General features: G+C 62.4%; 13 protein-coding genes. 9 read left to right on the forward strand and 4 right to left on the reverse strand.

The features are described from left to right. The first annotated feature begins 49 nt into the window (after window positions 1-49). Entirely contained in the window at window positions 50-1,144 is a 1,095-nt protein-coding gene (locus NCCP436_RS05235) for a calcium/sodium antiporter (protein WP_220802740.1), read from the forward strand. Window positions 1,145-1,146: 2 nt separating this feature from the next. Further along, a complete protein-coding gene (locus NCCP436_RS05240; protein ID WP_220802741.1) occupies window positions 1,147-1,572 on the forward strand; it encodes a carboxymuconolactone decarboxylase family protein in 426 nt (141 codons plus the stop codon). Here the strand turns inward: NCCP436_RS05240 and NCCP436_RS05245 are convergent. The 3 genes from NCCP436_RS05245 to NCCP436_RS05255 all read right to left on the reverse strand — a co-directional run bounded on the left by NCCP436_RS05245 (window position 1,529) and on the right by NCCP436_RS05255 (window position 4,378). Further along, the gene (locus NCCP436_RS05245; RefSeq protein ID WP_220802742.1) at window positions 1,529-2,470 is read right to left on the reverse strand and encodes an AEC family transporter; all 942 of its coding nucleotides are present in this window, start codon (window positions 2,468-2,470) and stop codon (window positions 1,529-1,531) included. The genes NCCP436_RS05240 and NCCP436_RS05245 overlap by 44 nt on opposite strands. 80 nt (window positions 2,471-2,550) lie before the next feature. Next, a complete protein-coding gene (locus NCCP436_RS05250) occupies window positions 2,551-3,111 on the reverse strand; it encodes a response regulator transcription factor (RefSeq protein WP_220802743.1) in 561 nt (186 codons plus the stop codon). 13 nt (window positions 3,112-3,124) lie between these two features. Next, on the reverse strand, window positions 3,125-4,378 hold the full coding sequence (locus NCCP436_RS05255) for an ATP-binding protein (protein ID WP_220802744.1): 1,254 nt from the start codon (window positions 4,376-4,378) through the stop codon (window positions 3,125-3,127). Between the two features lie 184 nt (window positions 4,379-4,562). On the opposite strand from NCCP436_RS05255, the gene NCCP436_RS05260 reads away from it, so the two are divergent. The 3 genes from NCCP436_RS05260 (at window position 4,563) to NCCP436_RS05270 (ending at window position 8,750) form a co-directional block, all read left to right on the forward strand. After that, entirely contained in the window at window positions 4,563-5,273 is a 711-nt protein-coding gene (locus tag NCCP436_RS05260; protein ID WP_220802745.1) for an SIMPL domain-containing protein, read from the forward strand. A 224-nt stretch (window positions 5,274-5,497) separates the two neighbouring features. Next, entirely contained in the window at window positions 5,498-7,096 is a 1,599-nt protein-coding gene (locus NCCP436_RS05265) for an ABC transporter substrate-binding protein (protein WP_220802746.1), read from the forward strand. A 52-nt stretch (window positions 7,097-7,148) separates the two neighbouring features. Further along, a complete protein-coding gene (locus NCCP436_RS05270; protein WP_220802747.1) occupies window positions 7,149-8,750 on the forward strand; it encodes an ABC transporter substrate-binding protein in 1,602 nt (533 codons plus the stop codon). A gap of 120 nt (window positions 8,751-8,870) precedes the next feature. On the opposite strand, the gene NCCP436_RS05275 is transcribed toward NCCP436_RS05270, so the two are convergent. Next, window positions 8,871-10,088 (reverse strand): Xaa-Pro peptidase family protein, encoded by a 1,218-nt coding sequence (locus tag NCCP436_RS05275; RefSeq protein ID WP_220802748.1) that lies wholly within the window; start codon window positions 10,086-10,088, stop codon window positions 8,871-8,873. Window positions 10,089-10,248: 160 nt separating this feature from the next. Here NCCP436_RS05275 and NCCP436_RS05280 point away from each other — a divergent pair, with 160 nt between their 5' ends. From NCCP436_RS05280 to NCCP436_RS05295, 4 genes are all read left to right on the forward strand, one after another. Next, window positions 10,249-10,812, forward strand: a complete 564-nt coding sequence (locus tag NCCP436_RS05280; protein WP_220802749.1) for a cupin domain-containing protein — start codon at window positions 10,249-10,251, stop codon at window positions 10,810-10,812. A gap of 289 nt (window positions 10,813-11,101) precedes the next feature. Next, complete coding sequence (locus tag NCCP436_RS05285) at window positions 11,102-12,676, forward strand: ABC transporter substrate-binding protein (RefSeq protein WP_375709472.1); 1,575 nt, start codon at window positions 11,102-11,104, stop codon at window positions 12,674-12,676. Between the two features lie 189 nt (window positions 12,677-12,865). Then, window positions 12,866-13,876, forward strand: coding sequence for an ABC transporter permease subunit (locus NCCP436_RS05290; RefSeq protein ID WP_220802751.1), 1,011 nt, complete (start codon window positions 12,866-12,868; stop codon window positions 13,874-13,876). A gap of 117 nt (window positions 13,877-13,993) precedes the next feature. After that, window positions 13,994-14,896 carry an ABC transporter permease subunit gene (locus NCCP436_RS05295; protein ID WP_220802752.1) on the forward strand — a complete coding sequence of 301 codons (903 nt, stop codon included), beginning with the start codon at window positions 13,994-13,996 and terminating at the stop codon, window positions 14,894-14,896. Window positions 14,897-14,995: the final 99 nt, after the last annotated feature.

Genomic DNA, 14,995 nt, shown 5'->3' on the forward strand with positions numbered 1-14,995 from the left:
AACAATGCCATCGCTACACTAGCCGCACTTTTTCTGGAGCTACCCTGCAATGACTCTGATGACCTTCGTTTACCTGATCGCAGGCCTGGTGCTGCTGGTCGCTGGCGCCGAAGTGCTGGTACGCGGTGCAGCCAAACTGGCCGCGCAATTCGGCATCCCGCCACTGATCATTGGCCTGACGGTGGTGGCATTCGGCACCAGTGCCCCGGAAACCGCCGTGAGCGTGCAGGCGGCTCTGGATGGCAGTGGCGATCTAGCCATTGGCAATGTCGTTGGCAGCAATATCGCCAACGTCCTGCTGATCCTTGGCCTGACAGCTCTGATCGCCCCGCTGATCGTATCGCGTCAGCTGATTCGCCTCGATGTGCCGATCATGATCGGCGCCAGCCTGCTCACCTTCGGTCTGGCCTGGGATGGCTCGCTGAGCCGCCTCGACGGCGCCTTGCTGTTCGCAGGCATCCTCGCCTATACCGCCTTCCTGATCTATAACGCGCGCAAGGACAAGGGCGGTGAGGATGATGAGTTCGCCAAGGAATTCGGCCTCGACGAGGCACCCAAGCCCTACGCCTGGGCCATCAATCTGGGCCTGGTCATCGCCGGCCTGGTGCTGCTGGTGGTGGGCTCGAACTTCCTGGTCGAAGGCGCCGTGACACTGGCACGGGCACTGGGCATTTCCGAGCTAGTCATCGGTTTGACCGTTGTTGCGGTCGGCACCTCGTTGCCGGAGTTGGCCACCTCGATTCTCGCCGCCATCAAGGGCGAGCGCGACATCGCCGTGGGCAATATCGTCGGCAGCAACATCTTCAACCTGCTCTGCGTACTGGGCCTGGCCTCGCTGGTCTCGCCGGCCGCCATTTCGGTGTCGCCCAATGCCCTGGCGTTCGATTTCCCGGTCATGATTGCCGTCGCCGTTGCATGCCTGCCGATCTTCTTCGCCGGTTACCGCATCAACCGTTGGGAAGGTCTGCTGTTTCTGGCGTATTACGTGGCCTACACCCTCTACCTGATTCTGTCTTCCACGGGGCGCCCCTTCGCTGACGTGATGGGCGAGGCCATGCTGGGTTACGTGCTGCCATTGACCGCCGTCACCCTGGTGGTCATTGCCGCACGCGCCTGGCGCAAACAGCGTGGCGAGCCGGTGTGACGATGAGCGAGAACCACGATCGCGGCCTGCAGGTACGGCGCGAGGTGATGGGCGACGCATTCGTCGACCGGGCACTGGGCAACGCTACCGAGTTCACCCAGCCGCTCCAGGACTTCGTCAACGAGCACGCCTGGGGCGGTGTATGGACACGCAGTGGCCTGCCGCGCGCAACCCGCAGCCTGATCACCCTGGCGGCACTCACCGCTCTGAAATGCCCGCAGGAACTTAAGGGCCACGTGCGTGGCGCACTGAACAACGGCTGCACGGTGGAGGAAATCCGCGAGACCCTGCTGCACTGCGCGGTCTACGCCGGCGTGCCAGCCTGTATCGACGCCTTCCGTGCCGCTCAGGAAGTGATCGAGGACTACCAGCGAGCAACGCCGACTAGATCCAGCCCCCCCACTGTAGCAGCAGCAGACCGAGGTTGATGCTGACCACCGCTGCCAGGGTGGTGATGACAATGATCGATGCCGCCAACTCGTGATTGGCCCCCACTGCCCGGGCCATAACGAAGCTGGCCGCCGCCGTGGGACTGGCGAAGTAGAGGAAAAGGATTGCCAGATCGGCATCGCGAAAGCCCCACAGCCAGGCACCCAGGGTGGCGAGCAGCGGCAACCAGAGCATCTTCATCAGGCTTGAGCTGATGGCCATCTCACTGCTGCGACGCAGGGCACTCAGACTCAAGGTGCCACCAATGCAGATCAGCGCGAGCGGCAGGGTCATCTGCGCAAAATACTCGGCGGAGGTCATCAGCCAGGCCGGCAGGTCAATCCGCCAGTAGGCAAAGGGAATGGCTGCCAGCACGCCGATGATCAGCGGATTGCCGGCAATGCTGCGGACAATCGCCCGCACGCCGGTTTTGGCACCTGGGCTATGCAACGCCAGCACCACGGCCGACAAGGCGTTGTAGCAGAGGATCACCAGCGCCGCGAGCAACGAGCCTAGCGACAGACCGTAATCACCATACAGGCTGGTAGCCAGGGCCAGCCCGACGATACCGTTGTTGCCACGAAAGGCGCCCTGAGTGTAGACCCCGCGGTCGGCGAACGGCACCCGCCACACAGCCCAACCCCAGGCCAGAAAAAAGCAGACCACAGTGGCGAGAAAGAAGTAGACGAACAGCTCCGGCTTCATCGCCGCATCCAGATCCGCCTTGACCACGCCAAGAAACATAAGCGTCGGCATGGTGCCGCGAAATACCAGGCTCGAAGCGGTATCAATGAAGGACTGATCTATCCAGTGCAGACGCCTGAGCGCCACACCGAGAAACAGCATGGCAAAGACAGGAGCAGTGATGGCAAGGGTTTGCGCAGCAACGACGAACATGACGGCGACCAGGCAAGAGGCGGTCGGCACATGTTAGCTGGCTAAGCATCAGCCCGTCACGAAACAACGCCAGGGCGGCCTTAGCGGCGTACCGGACGTTTTTGCAACTTGCGCTGCAGGGTGCGCCGGTGCATGCCCAGAGCCCGCGCAGTTGCGGAAATATTGCCCTCGTGCTCGGCCAGCACACGCTGGATGTGCTCCCACTGCAGGCGATCCACCGACATCGGGTTCTCCGGTACCAGGTTCTCCAGATCGGCATGCTCGGAAAGCAGCGCAGTCAGCACATCGTCAGCATCGGCCGGCTTGCACAGGTAGTTGGTGGCGCCACGCTTAATGGCCTCTACCGCCGTGGCGATGCTGGAGTAGCCGGTAAGGATGACCACGCGCATCTCGGCATCCAGCTCCAGCAGTTTGGGTAGCAATACCAGGCCGGAGTCACCCTCCATCTTCAGGTCGACAACCGCATAATCCGGCAGATCCTCGCGGGCCAGCGCCAACCCCTCGTCGGCACTGGAGGCGGTGGACACACGCAAGCCACGGCGACTCATGGCTCGAGCCATGACCCGGGTAAAGGTGGGATCGTCATCCACCAGCAACAGGTGGGGCTGCTCTTCGCCTTCGAACAAAGATTCTTCGCTCATGCTGGGTTTCCTGTCAGGCCACGCCGTAGGCACGCGGCAACTTTAGTTCGGTGAGGGTGCCGCCTTCCTCGTGGTTATACAACTTAACCGTACCACCGGCGCGCGTCACACTGGCCTGGCTGAGGAACAGGCCCAGGCCGAATCCCTTGCCCTTGGTGGTGAAAAACGGCCGGCCCAGTTGCTCGGCAATCGCCAGCGGCACGCCCGGGCCGTGGTCACGAATGCTCAGACGCAGCCACTGGTGATCCCAGTCCAGGCAGATATCAAGCTTGTCCGGACAGGCATCGGCGGCGTTATTGAGCAGGTTGAGCAGTGCCTGGGTGAGGTCGGCTGGCGGCATCAGTTTCGGCGGTGTGCCACGGCCCAGGCAGCGATAGCGATAGCTGGCCTCCGGGCGCATCAAATGCCAGCGATTGAGAGTTGCCTCCAGCCATTCTACGCAGGACTGTTCCACCACCGCCTGGCGGCGATCATTCTCGGCCGCACGAACCAACTGTTGCAGTGTGAACTTGCACAACCGCACCTGCTCCTGCAACAGGGCCAGATCGTCCTGCAACGCCGGTTTGCCCTGGTATTCCTGACGCAACTCCTTGAGCAGCACGCTCATGGTGCCCAGGGGCGTGCCCAGTTCGTGAGCGGCCCCCGCCGCCTGGGTAGCCACAGCCAGCAGTTGCTGGTCGCGCAGACTTTCCTCGCGGCGCTCGGCACGCAACTCATCCTGGCGACGCAGTTCCTCGGCCATCTTGGCGACAAAGAAAGTAATCAGCGCCGCTGCCAGGGCAAAGCTCAGCCACATGCCGTAAATCAGCAGGCTCTCGCGCGCAGCCGGCAGCTCCAACGGATGAGTCCACACCAACAGCAGGGTGTAACCCGCCAAGGCCAACCCGGCGAGGACGATGGTGAACATCCACGGCAGGGTCGCCGCTGCAATGGTCAGCGGTACCAGATAGTACGAGACGAAGGGGTTGGTCGAACCGCCGGAGTAATACAGCAGCACACTGTGAATCACCAGATCACAGGCCAGCTGAGCGGCATATTCCAGCTCGGTTACTGGCCAGGGGCCGCGCAGTCGCAGTGCGGTTGCCAGACATAGCGCCAGGGAAACAGCCAGGGTGATGGATAACGGCAGCCATGGCAACGGCACCAGCCCGGACTTATAGGCAAGCCCGACGGAACCGGCCTGAGCGGCCAGAACGAGCATACGGATCAGGATAAGCCGCCACAGGTTCTGGCGGCTGGCAGAAAGTAGTTGCACCGGCTCGAGCATCGCGCCTCCATTGATTGCGCAGGAGTATAACCAAGGCCCGCGTGACCTTCCGCCGCTGCGGCAACCGGCCGCACAGCGAAAAGCGGATCCGCTTCAAAAATTCCATCCGCTCTAACCCGAATCACCAGTCAGCTTCGTCTACTCTCGGGAAACGGCCACACAACCTCATCACAAGGAACCGAAGATGCTAACCCTGTCCCGTATCGCCACCACCCTCGCTCTATCTCTTTCCTGCCTTGCCAGCACCGCAGTGCTAGCAGAGGCTCCCCGTTACAACCAGATTGCCTTGCGCGCCGAAATCAGTCAGGAAGTGGCGCACGACCTGATGCACGTTACCCTCTATACCGAAGCACAAAGCAATGACCCGGCCAGGCTGGCGGCAGAAATCACCAGCACCCTGAACCAGAGCCTGGAACAGGTTCGCAAGGTCGACGGCGTGGCCGTCAAGCTGGGCAGCCGCCACAGCTACCCGGTCTACGACGAAAAGGGACAGAAAATCACCGCCTGGCGCGAGCGTGCCGAGCTGCGTCTGGAAAGCGCCGACTTCACCCGTCTCTCGGGCCTGACCGGCGAACTGCTGAAGACGCTGAAAATGGCCTCGATGGACTTTAGCGTCGCCGCACCCACCCGCAAGAGCCGTGAAGACGCCATGCTCAAGGACGCCATCGAGGCCTTCCGTGCCCGCGCCCGCCTTGCTACCGAGGCTCTCGGCGGCTCTGGCTACAAGCTGGTAAGCCTGAATTTGAACGCCGGTGGCTTCCAACCACCCATGTATGCCTACGCCGCAGCCAAGGGCATGGCCATGATGGAAGCGGCTGCGAGCCCGGAGATCGAAGCCGGAACCAGCCAGGTAACGGTCAGCGCCGATGGTGTCATCGAAGTGCAGACACCCTGAGTTCGCCCCACCACTGAGCAGTGCCGCTATTGCAAAATAGCAGCATATTGCCATCCGTTGACTGCATGATTTGCATAAATGCGACAGTGAATTACAGCGCCGTAGCGCCAGCCGGCTTTCCCGGGGAAACGGGCTTGCACCCGGCACAAGGCCTGCATAGTTTCGCTGGTGGTCTCCATAAGAGGCTCCTCAAGGATCACAACCACAACAACGATGAGGTCAAGATGCGCAAGAACGCCATTATCCAGGCTTTGCTTACCGCTGGGCTGATCGCCGGCGCTCCTCTCGCCAGCGCCGCCAACCTGGTGTTCTGCTCCGAAGGCAGTCCGGCCGGTTTCGACCCCGGCCTGTATACCACCGGCACCGACTTCGATGCGTCGGCGGAAACCATCTTCAACCGCCTGACTCAGTTCGAGCGCGGCGGCACCAAGGTCGAGCCAGGCCTGGCGGAAAGCTGGGACGTGTCCGAGGACGGTCTGATCTACACCTTCAAACTGCGCTCCGGGGTGAAGTTCCACACCACCGAGTACTTCAAGCCCAGCCGCGAGTTCAACGCCGACGACGTGCTGTTCACCTTCGAACGCATGCTCGACAAGAACCACCCCTTCCGCAAGGCGTACCCCACCGAATTCCCCTACTTCACCGACATGGGCATGGACAGCAACATCGCCAAGCTGGAGAAGCTGGACGACCATACCGTGCGCTTCACCCTCAACGAAGTGGACGCCGCCTTCGTGCAGAACCTGGCGATGAGCTTTGCCTCGATCCAGTCCGCCGAATATGCCGACCAGTTGCTCAAGGCCGGCAAGACTGCCGACATCAACCAGAAGCCCGTCGGTACCGGGCCCTTCGTGTTCAGCCGTTACCAGAAGGACGCGGTGATCCGTTACAAGGGGAACAAGGACTACTGGAAACCGGACGATGTGAAGATCGACAACCTGATCTTCGCCATCAACACGGATTCGTCGGTACGCATGCAGAAGCTCAAGGCCGGTGAATGCCACGTGACCCTGTTCCCGCGCCCTGCCGACATCGAGTCGCTGCAGAAGGACGCCAAGCTGCAGATGCCCGAGCAGGCCGGCTTCAACGTCGGCTACATCGCCTACAACGTCACCCACCCGCCGTTCGACAAGCTGGAAGTGCGCCAGGCGCTGGACATGGCGGTGAACAAGCAGGCCATTCTCGACGCCGTATACCAGAACGCCGGTCAGCTGGCCGTCAACGGCATGCCGCCGACCCAGTGGTCCTATAACGAGGAGATCAAGGACCCGGCCTTCGATCCGGAAAAGGCCAGGGAGCTGCTCAACGCCGCCGGGGTCAAGGAAGGCACCGAAATCACCCTGTGGGCCATGCCGGTGCAGCGTCCGTACAACCCCAACGCCAAGCAGATCGCCGAAATGCTGCAGGCCGACTGGGCCAAGATCGGCATCAAGGCACGCATCGTCAGCTACGAGTGGGGTGAGTACCTCAAGCGCGCCAAGGCCGGCGAGCACGATGCCATGCTGATCGGCTGGAGCGGTGACAACGGTGACCCGGACAACTGGCTCGGCACCCTCTATGGCTGCGATGCGGTGGACGGCAACAACTTCTCCAAGTGGTGCTTCGAGGACTACGACAAACTGGTCAAGGCCGCCAAGCGCACCACCGATGTGGCCGAACGCACCGAGCTGTACAAGCAGGCACAGGTAATCCTCAAGCGCGAGGTGCCGATCACCCCGCTGGCGCACTCCACCGTGTACCAGCCGATGCGCAAGGAAGTGCAGGACTTCCGCATCAGCCCATTCGGCATCAACTCCTTCTATGGTGTAAGCATCGGCAAGTGATGAAGGACGGCGCACCTCGCGGTGCGCCGTTTCCACCTGGATAGGAGTGCCCATGTCTTCCATGCCCGTTAAGCGCGGCAGCCTGCTGTTGATCGCCTTGCTGTGCGCACAGGTGCAGGCGGCGAACGATCTAGTGGTCTGCACCGAAGCCAGTCCGGAAGGTTTCGATATCGTCCAGTACACCGCGGCGACCACCGCCGACGCCAGCGCGGAAACCCTGTTCGAACGTCTGGTGGACTTTGCCCCCGGCAGCACGGAGATCGTTCCTTCACTGGCGCAGAGCTGGGACATCAGCGACGACGGCCTGAACTACACCTTCACCCTGCGCCAGGGCGTGAAATTTCACGCCAACAAGGACTTCATGCCAAGCCGTGCGTTCAACGCCGATGACGTGCTGTGGAGCTTTAACCGCCAGCTGGATACGGAGCATCCCTGGCACAAGCTGTCATTACGTGGTTTTCCCTATGCAGAAGCCATGGGACTGGCGCAGCTGATCGAGCACATCGAAAAGCTCGACGAGCATCGTGTGCGTTTCGTTCTCAAACATCCGGAGGCGCCCTTCCTGGCCAACCTGGCCATGGGCTTCGCCTCGATCTATTCGGCCGAATACGCCGAGCAGTTGCTGGCCGCCGGCAAACCCGAACGGCTGAACAACGCCCCTATCGGCACCGGCCCCTTCGTTTTCGAGCGCTACGCCAAGGACGCCCAGGTACGCTTTCGCGGCAACCCGGAATACTGGGGCGGCGCACCCGCGATCAAACGCCTGGTGCTGGCCATCACCCCCGAGCCCAACGTGCGCCAGCAACGCCTCAAGGCCGGCGACTGCCAGATCGCCCTCTACCCGCGGCCAGTGGATATCCCGGCGCTCAAGGCCGAGCCGGAACTGCAAGTGCTGGAGCTGGATTCGCTGCTGACCGCCTATATCGGCATCAATACCCGTCACCCGCCGCTGGACGACGTACGCGTACGCCAGGCACTGAACCTGGCGTTCGACAAGGCCGCCTACATTCGCGCGCAGTATGGCGAGGGCAATGCCACGCCCGCCGTGGCGCCCTACCCGGCCACGCTGTGGGGGCATGACGAGAGACTGCAGGACTGGCCGCACGATCCCGAACGAGCCCGCCAGTTGCTGGCCGAGGCCGGCCACGCCGACGGTTTCGCCTTGTCGATCTGGACCCGCCCAGGTGGCGGGCCGACCAACCCCAACCCCGGTATCGGCGCGCAGATGCTGCAGGCCGATCTCGCTGCCATCGGTATCCGCAGCGAAATTCGCGTGTTCGAGTGGGGCGAACTGATCAAGCGCGCCAAGAACGGCGAGCACGACCTGGTGTTCATGGGCTGGGCCGGCGACAATGGCGACCCTGACAACTTCCTCACCCCCAACCTGTCCTGCGCCGCCGCCGCGAGCGGCGAGAACCAGGCCGGCTGGTGCCACGAGAAGTTCGACCAACTGATCCGCGAGGCCCGTCGCGTCTCCCGGCCGGATCAGCGCGCCGCGCTGTACCGCCAGGCACTGACAATCTTCCACGCACAGGCCCCCTGGATTCCGCTGGCCCATCCCAGACAGTTCGTCGTCATGCACAAGGGTGTGGAAGGTTTCCAGTTGAGTCCGATGGGCTCGAACAACTTCGCGCGGGTGAAACTGGCACAGTAGGCCGGCCTGGTGCTTTGCGTGGAAGGGGCATCCATCCCCTCCCGACTTGTCCGTGCGCAACTGAGACCCGCCGTCCCATCGGAGCGACGCCAGTCACGCAGACAGGTCGGGAGCCTGAGCTCAGGCCTGCAGGCCGAACGGATCGTCGATAGAGTGGCTAGGCTGGGTAAACCAGCGCGGCCCGCTGGCGGTCATGTAGAAGTGATCCTCCAGGCGGATGCCGAACTCGCCCGGCACGCAGATCATCGGCTCGTTGGAGAAGCACATGCCCTCGGCCAGCGGCGTTTCGTCACCACGCACCAGGTAAGGCCCTTCATGGATGTCCAGGCCGATGCCGTGACCAGTACGGTGCGGCAGGCCCGGCAACTGGTAATCCGGCCCCAGGCCAGCAGCTTCCAGGCAACGGCGGGCAGCGGCATCGACCGAACTGCAAGGCACGCCAAGCCGCGCCGCCTCGAAGGCGGCCAGTTGCGCCGCCTTCTCCAGATTCCAGAGGGTGCGCTGGCGTTCGCTCGGCACGCCGAACACATAGCTGCGGGTGATATCCGACTGATATCCGTGAAGCTGGCAGCCGGTATCGATCAGCACCATGTCGCCGTCCTTGAGCACCTGCGCATGCTTCACCCCATGGGGGAAGGCACTGGCCTCGCCGAACAGCACGATGCAGAAGGTGGAGCCCGGCGCTCCTACCTTGCGGTGCGCCTGCTGGATGAACTCGGCGACTTCCGTGGTGCTGATACCCTCGCGCAGGATGCTGGCGGCGGCCTTGTGCACTTCCAGGGTCATGTCCTTGGCACGCTGCATCAGCGCCAACTCGGCGACGGATTTGTGGAAGCGGCAGCAGTCGAGGATGCAGGCAGCATTGACGAAGTCGAAGCTGGAACCCAGCCGACGGATGCCGTCGTACATAAAGAAGGCCAGGGACGGGCAGAGACCGATGCGGGCTCCGGCAGCGATGCCCATGCCGACCAGCATGTCCAGCAGCAAACGGTAGGGGTTCTGATGTTCATGCCAGGTGTGGATAGCCCCGTCCACCTCACGGAAATCACGGACGGTGCCCTCCTCGAAGGCCGGAGCGATGTAGACCAGTGGGCCAGCAGCAGGCAGCACGGCGCCCACCATGCGTTCGCTCGGGCTCCACTTCACACCTGTGAAGTAGCGCAGGTTGCTGCCGGCGTTCAGGTAGATGGCCGCGATGCCCTGATCACGCATCAGCTCCTGGGCCCTGGCGATACGGGCCCGATACTCGTCAAGGCCAATGGGCTCCATGCCCACCGCCATGTTCGACAGACCGGACAGCGCCTGCTCCGACGTCTTGCCGCCAACTCCTACCGTCATGATGCTTCTCTCGGGTTCTGTTATGGCGCGTCAATTTAAGTACGACTTAAAATACCGTCAACACCAATTTTCAGCAGAACTTAATTTTCAACAGAACGACAAGCCTTTCCTGCAATGCGTCGCCCGTTATACTGGTGCTCTCGAAACCAGAGCCACGCCAATGACCGTAGAACAGATCGGCGAACGGTTGCGCCGCTACCGCCGCGCCGCCAACAAGCCCCTGAACCAGGTAGCCGCCGAATCAGGCCTCACCGCCAGTTTCTTGTCCCAGGCCGAACGCAACCTCACCGGCGTGTCGATCTCCTCCCTGGCAAGCATCGCCAGATCCCTGGGGATTCCCCTCAACGCCCTGTTCGACCAGCCCAGCCAGCCCCAGCCCGATTCCCACCAGGGCCAGCGCGTGCGCTACACCATTGGTGGTCAGCCACTGGCCTACGAGCGACTGTCCAGCAACTTCCCTGGCAACCCGATCAACGCGGTGAAGATGAGCATGCCAGTGGGCTATCAGTCCGAACTCATTTCCCATGAAGGCGCCGAGTTCGCCTATGTACTGTCCGGGAAGATCGTCTACACCATCGAAGGCCGCAACTACCCCCTGGGACCGGGAGACTCGGTGCATTTCGACGCAGCCAAACCGCACTGTCTCGCCAACTCCGGCGAGGAGGTGGCCGAAGTACTGACCATCACCACCATGGGCCTGTTCGACGACCATCCCGCCCCCTGACCCGGCGGCTCCAGGAAGTAAGTGATGCTGAATTTCAGTTGACCTGAATTTCAGCATCACTTAATTTCGCCTTCAGCAGGCGAAGGCGCAAGCGCTCCTTATCCCCTTCGCCGCCATCGCCCGCCCGGGAACTCCGCTCTCCGGCCCCGGCCCGCGAAGAACAGGGCAACCTGTGACCCATGAAGTCGCAGGATCAGGTGTACAAGACAGCACAGGCTCAACACCTGATATGCCCCCTCAGAAAAACAACAACGAGGTTCGCATGCGTCAGAAAACCGCGCTCACTTCCATGGTTGCCGCAGGTCTCATCCTCGGCTCCGGCTTCACCCAGGCCGCCAGCAATCTGGTGTTCTGTTCCGAAGGCAGCCCCTCCGGCTTCGATCCGGGCCAGTACACCACCGGTACCGATTTCGATGCGACCTCGGAAACCCTGTTCAATCGCCTTGCCCAGTTCCAGCGCGGCAGCACCCAGGTCGAACCGGCCCTGGCCAGCAGCTGGGAAATCAGCGACGATGGCAAGCGTTACGTGTTCCACCTGCGCCCGGGCGTGAAGTTCCATAGCACCGACTACTTCAAGCCGAGCCGCGACTTCAATGCCGACGACGTGCTGTTCACCTTCCAGCGCATGCTCGACAAGGAGCATCCCTTCCGCAAGGCCTACCCCACCGAATTCCCCTACTTCACCGACATGGGCCTGGACAAGAACATCGCCAAGGTGGAGAAGCTCGACGAGTTGACCGTGGCCTTCACCCTGAACGAAGTGGATGCCGCCTTCATCCAGAACCTGTCGATGAACTTTGCCGCGATTCACTCCGCCGAATATGCCGAGCAGTTGCTCAAGTCCGGTAAGGCTTCCGATATCAACCAGAAGCCCATCGGCACAGGCCCGTTCGTGCTCAAGCGCTACCAGAAAGATGCGCAGATCCGCTTTAGCGGCAACAAGGATTACTGGAATCCCGAAGATGTGAAGATCGACAACCTGATCTTTTCCATCAACACCGATGCCTCGGTGCGCACCCAGAAGCTCAAGGCCGGCGAGTGCCATATCACCCTCAACCCGCGCCCCGCCGACATCGAGACCCTGCAAAAGGATCCGAACCTGCAGGTGCCGAGCGAGCCGGGCTTCAACCTCGGCTACATCGCCTACAACGTCACCCGCGCCCCCTTCGACAAACTCGAGGTACGCCAAGCACTGGACATGGCGGTGAACAAGCAGGCCATCATCGATGCCGTCTACCAGGGTGCCGGCCAACTGGCGGTCAACGGCATGCCGCCGACCCAATGGTCCTACGACGAAACCATCAAGGATCGCGAGTTCAACCCGGAGAAGTCCCGGGAACTGCTCAAGGCCGCCGGTGTTGCCGAAGGTACCGAAATCACCCTCTGGGCCATGCCGGTGCAGCGCCCCTACAACCCCAACGCCAAGCTGATGGCCGAAATGCTCCAGGCCGACTGGGCCAAGGTAGGCATCAAGGCACGCATCGTCAGCTATGAATGGGGCGAGTACATCAAGCGTGCCCATGCCGGCGAGCACGACGCCATGCTGATTGGCTGGACCGGCGACAACGGTGATCCGGACAACTGGCTGGGCACCCTCTACGGCTGCGACTCGGTGGATGGCAACAACTTCTCCAAGTGGTGTGACAGCGATTACGACAAGCTGGTAAAAGCCGCCAAGGCCACCTCCGACGTGGAGCAACGCACCGAGCTGTACAAGCAGGCCCAGCGTGTCCTGCAACAGCAGGTGCCGATCACCCCGATCGCCCACTCCACGGTCTACCAGCCGATGCGTGCCAGCGTGAAGGGCTTCCAGATCAGTCCCTTCGGACGCAACAGTTTTTACGGCGTTGCCAATGAGCGCTGAGTGAAGGAGGCCGGGCAACCGGCCTCTCCCCCTCCATCCGGCACCCAAGACCGGACGAGGCCAATCCCACCTGCCAGAGACGCAAGGCAACCGGCCTGGAGCCGCTTGCCTTTACCCACACAGCCTAAACTGCGGGGAGCGGCCAGGACGCTGGCCGGCACAACAAAAGACAAGGAGTGATTCGCCCATATGCTCAGTTTCATCGCACGCCGACTGGGGCTTCTGATCCCCACCTTCTTCGGCGTCACCCTACTGACCTTCGCACTGATCCGCCTGATTCCGGGCGATCCGGTGGAGGTGATGATGGGTGAACGTCGGGTAGACCCGGAGATGCACGCCCAGGCCATGGAGCGTCTGGGGCTGAACAAACCGCTGTACGCCCAGTACCTGGACTACATCGGTCAGCTCGCCAGCGGCAACCTGGGCGAGTCACTGCGCTCGCGTGAAAGCGTGTGGAAAGAGTTTCTCACCCTGTTCCCGGCTACCGTCGAACTGGCACTGGCTGCCTTGCTGTTCGCCGGCACCCTGGGCGTGATCGCCGGGGTAATCGCTGCACTCAAGCGCGGCTCGCTGTTTGACCACGGGGTGATGGGCATCTCACTGACCGGCTATTCGATGCCGATCTTCTGGTGGGGCCTGCTGCTGATCATGTTCTTCTCGGTGGGCCTGGGCTGGACGCCGGTGTCCGGACGCATCGACCTGCTCTACGACATTCCACCGGTCACCGGCTTCATGCTCATCGACACCCTGCTTTCCGAAGAGCAAGGTGCCTTCGTCGATGCCCTGCGCCATCTGATCCTGCCGGCCATCGTGCTCGGCACCATTCCGCTGGCGGTGATCGCGCGGATGACCCGCTCGGCCATGCTCGAAGTGCTGCGCGAGGACTACATCCGCACCGCACGCGCCAAGGGCCTGTCGCCGACGCGCGTGGTCTTCGTGCATGGCCTGCGCAATGCCTTGATCCCGGTGCTGACCGTGTTCGGCCTGCAAGTGGGCACCCTGCTGGCCGGCGCGGTGCTGACCGAAACCATCTTCTCCTGGCCGGGCATCGGCAAGTGGCTGATCGAAGCCATCGGCGCGCGCGACTACCCGGTGGTGCAGAACGGCATCCTGCTGATTGCCTGTCTGGTGATTCTGGTCAACTTCACCGTGGACATTCTCTATGGACTGGTCAATCCACGCATTCGCCATCAGAAATAAGGAGCGCACCATGCACAGCCCCATAGTTTGCGTAGGGTGGATGACGCTCATTTCATCCACCGTGAAAAACCGTCGGTGGACGGGTGAAGCGTCCTCCACCCTACAAGAGGTGCGCCCATGAGCACCTCCACCACCCTCGACCAGAGCCTGCTCTACCCTTCTCCATTCAAGGAATTCTGGCAAGCCTTCAGCCACAACAAGGGCGCCTTGTGCGGCCTCCTCTTCATGCTGCTGATGGTGCTCTGCGCGCTGTTCGCACCGTGGATCGCGCCACATGATCCCAGCGAGCAGTACCGCGAATTCCTGCTCACCCCGCCGGTCTGGCTGGAAGGTGGACAGTGGCCGTTCCTGCTCGGCACCGATGAACTGGGGCGCGACCTGCTGTCCCGACTGATCTTCGGTGCGCGGCTGTCGCTGCTGATCGGCCTGGCCTCGGTGATGCTGTCGCTGATTCCGGGCATTCTGCTGGGTCTGCTTGCCGGTTTTTTCCCGCGCCTGCTCGGTCCCGGCATCATGCGCCTGATGGACATCATGCTGGCCCTGCCCTCGCTCCTGCTGGCGGTGGCCATCGTCGCCATCCTCGGCCCGGGGCTGATCAACACCATCTTCGCTATCGCCATCGTCTCGCTGCCGTCCTACGTGCGCCTGACCCGCGCCGCGGTGATGGGTGAGCTGAACCGCGACTACGTCACCGCCGCCCGCCTGGCCGGCGCCGGACTACCGCGGCTGATGTTCGTCACCGTGCTGCCCAACTGCCTGGCGCCGCTGATCGTGCAGGCCACCCTGAGTTTCTCCTCGGCCATTCTCGACGCTGCCGCGTTGGGCTTCCTCGGCCTCGGCGTACAACCACCAACGCCTGAGTGGGGCACCATGCTGGCCTCGGCCCGCGACTACATCGAGCGCGCCTGGTGGGTGGTCTCGCTGCCCGGCCTGGCCATCCTGCTCAGCGTGCTGGCCATCAACCTGATGGGCGACGGCCTGCGCGATGCGCTCGACCCGAAACTGAAGAATGCGCACTAAGGAGTCCGTCATGAACATGCAAATTATCTCCTCTCCCCTGCACGGGAGAGGGATCGGCGCAGCGGGCATGATCCACCGCGCCTTCTCGCCAAACCTTTC

Source organism: Pseudomonas sp. NCCP-436, assembly GCF_019656335.1.
Taxonomy (GTDB): Bacteria; Pseudomonadota; Gammaproteobacteria; order Pseudomonadales; family Pseudomonadaceae; genus Aquipseudomonas.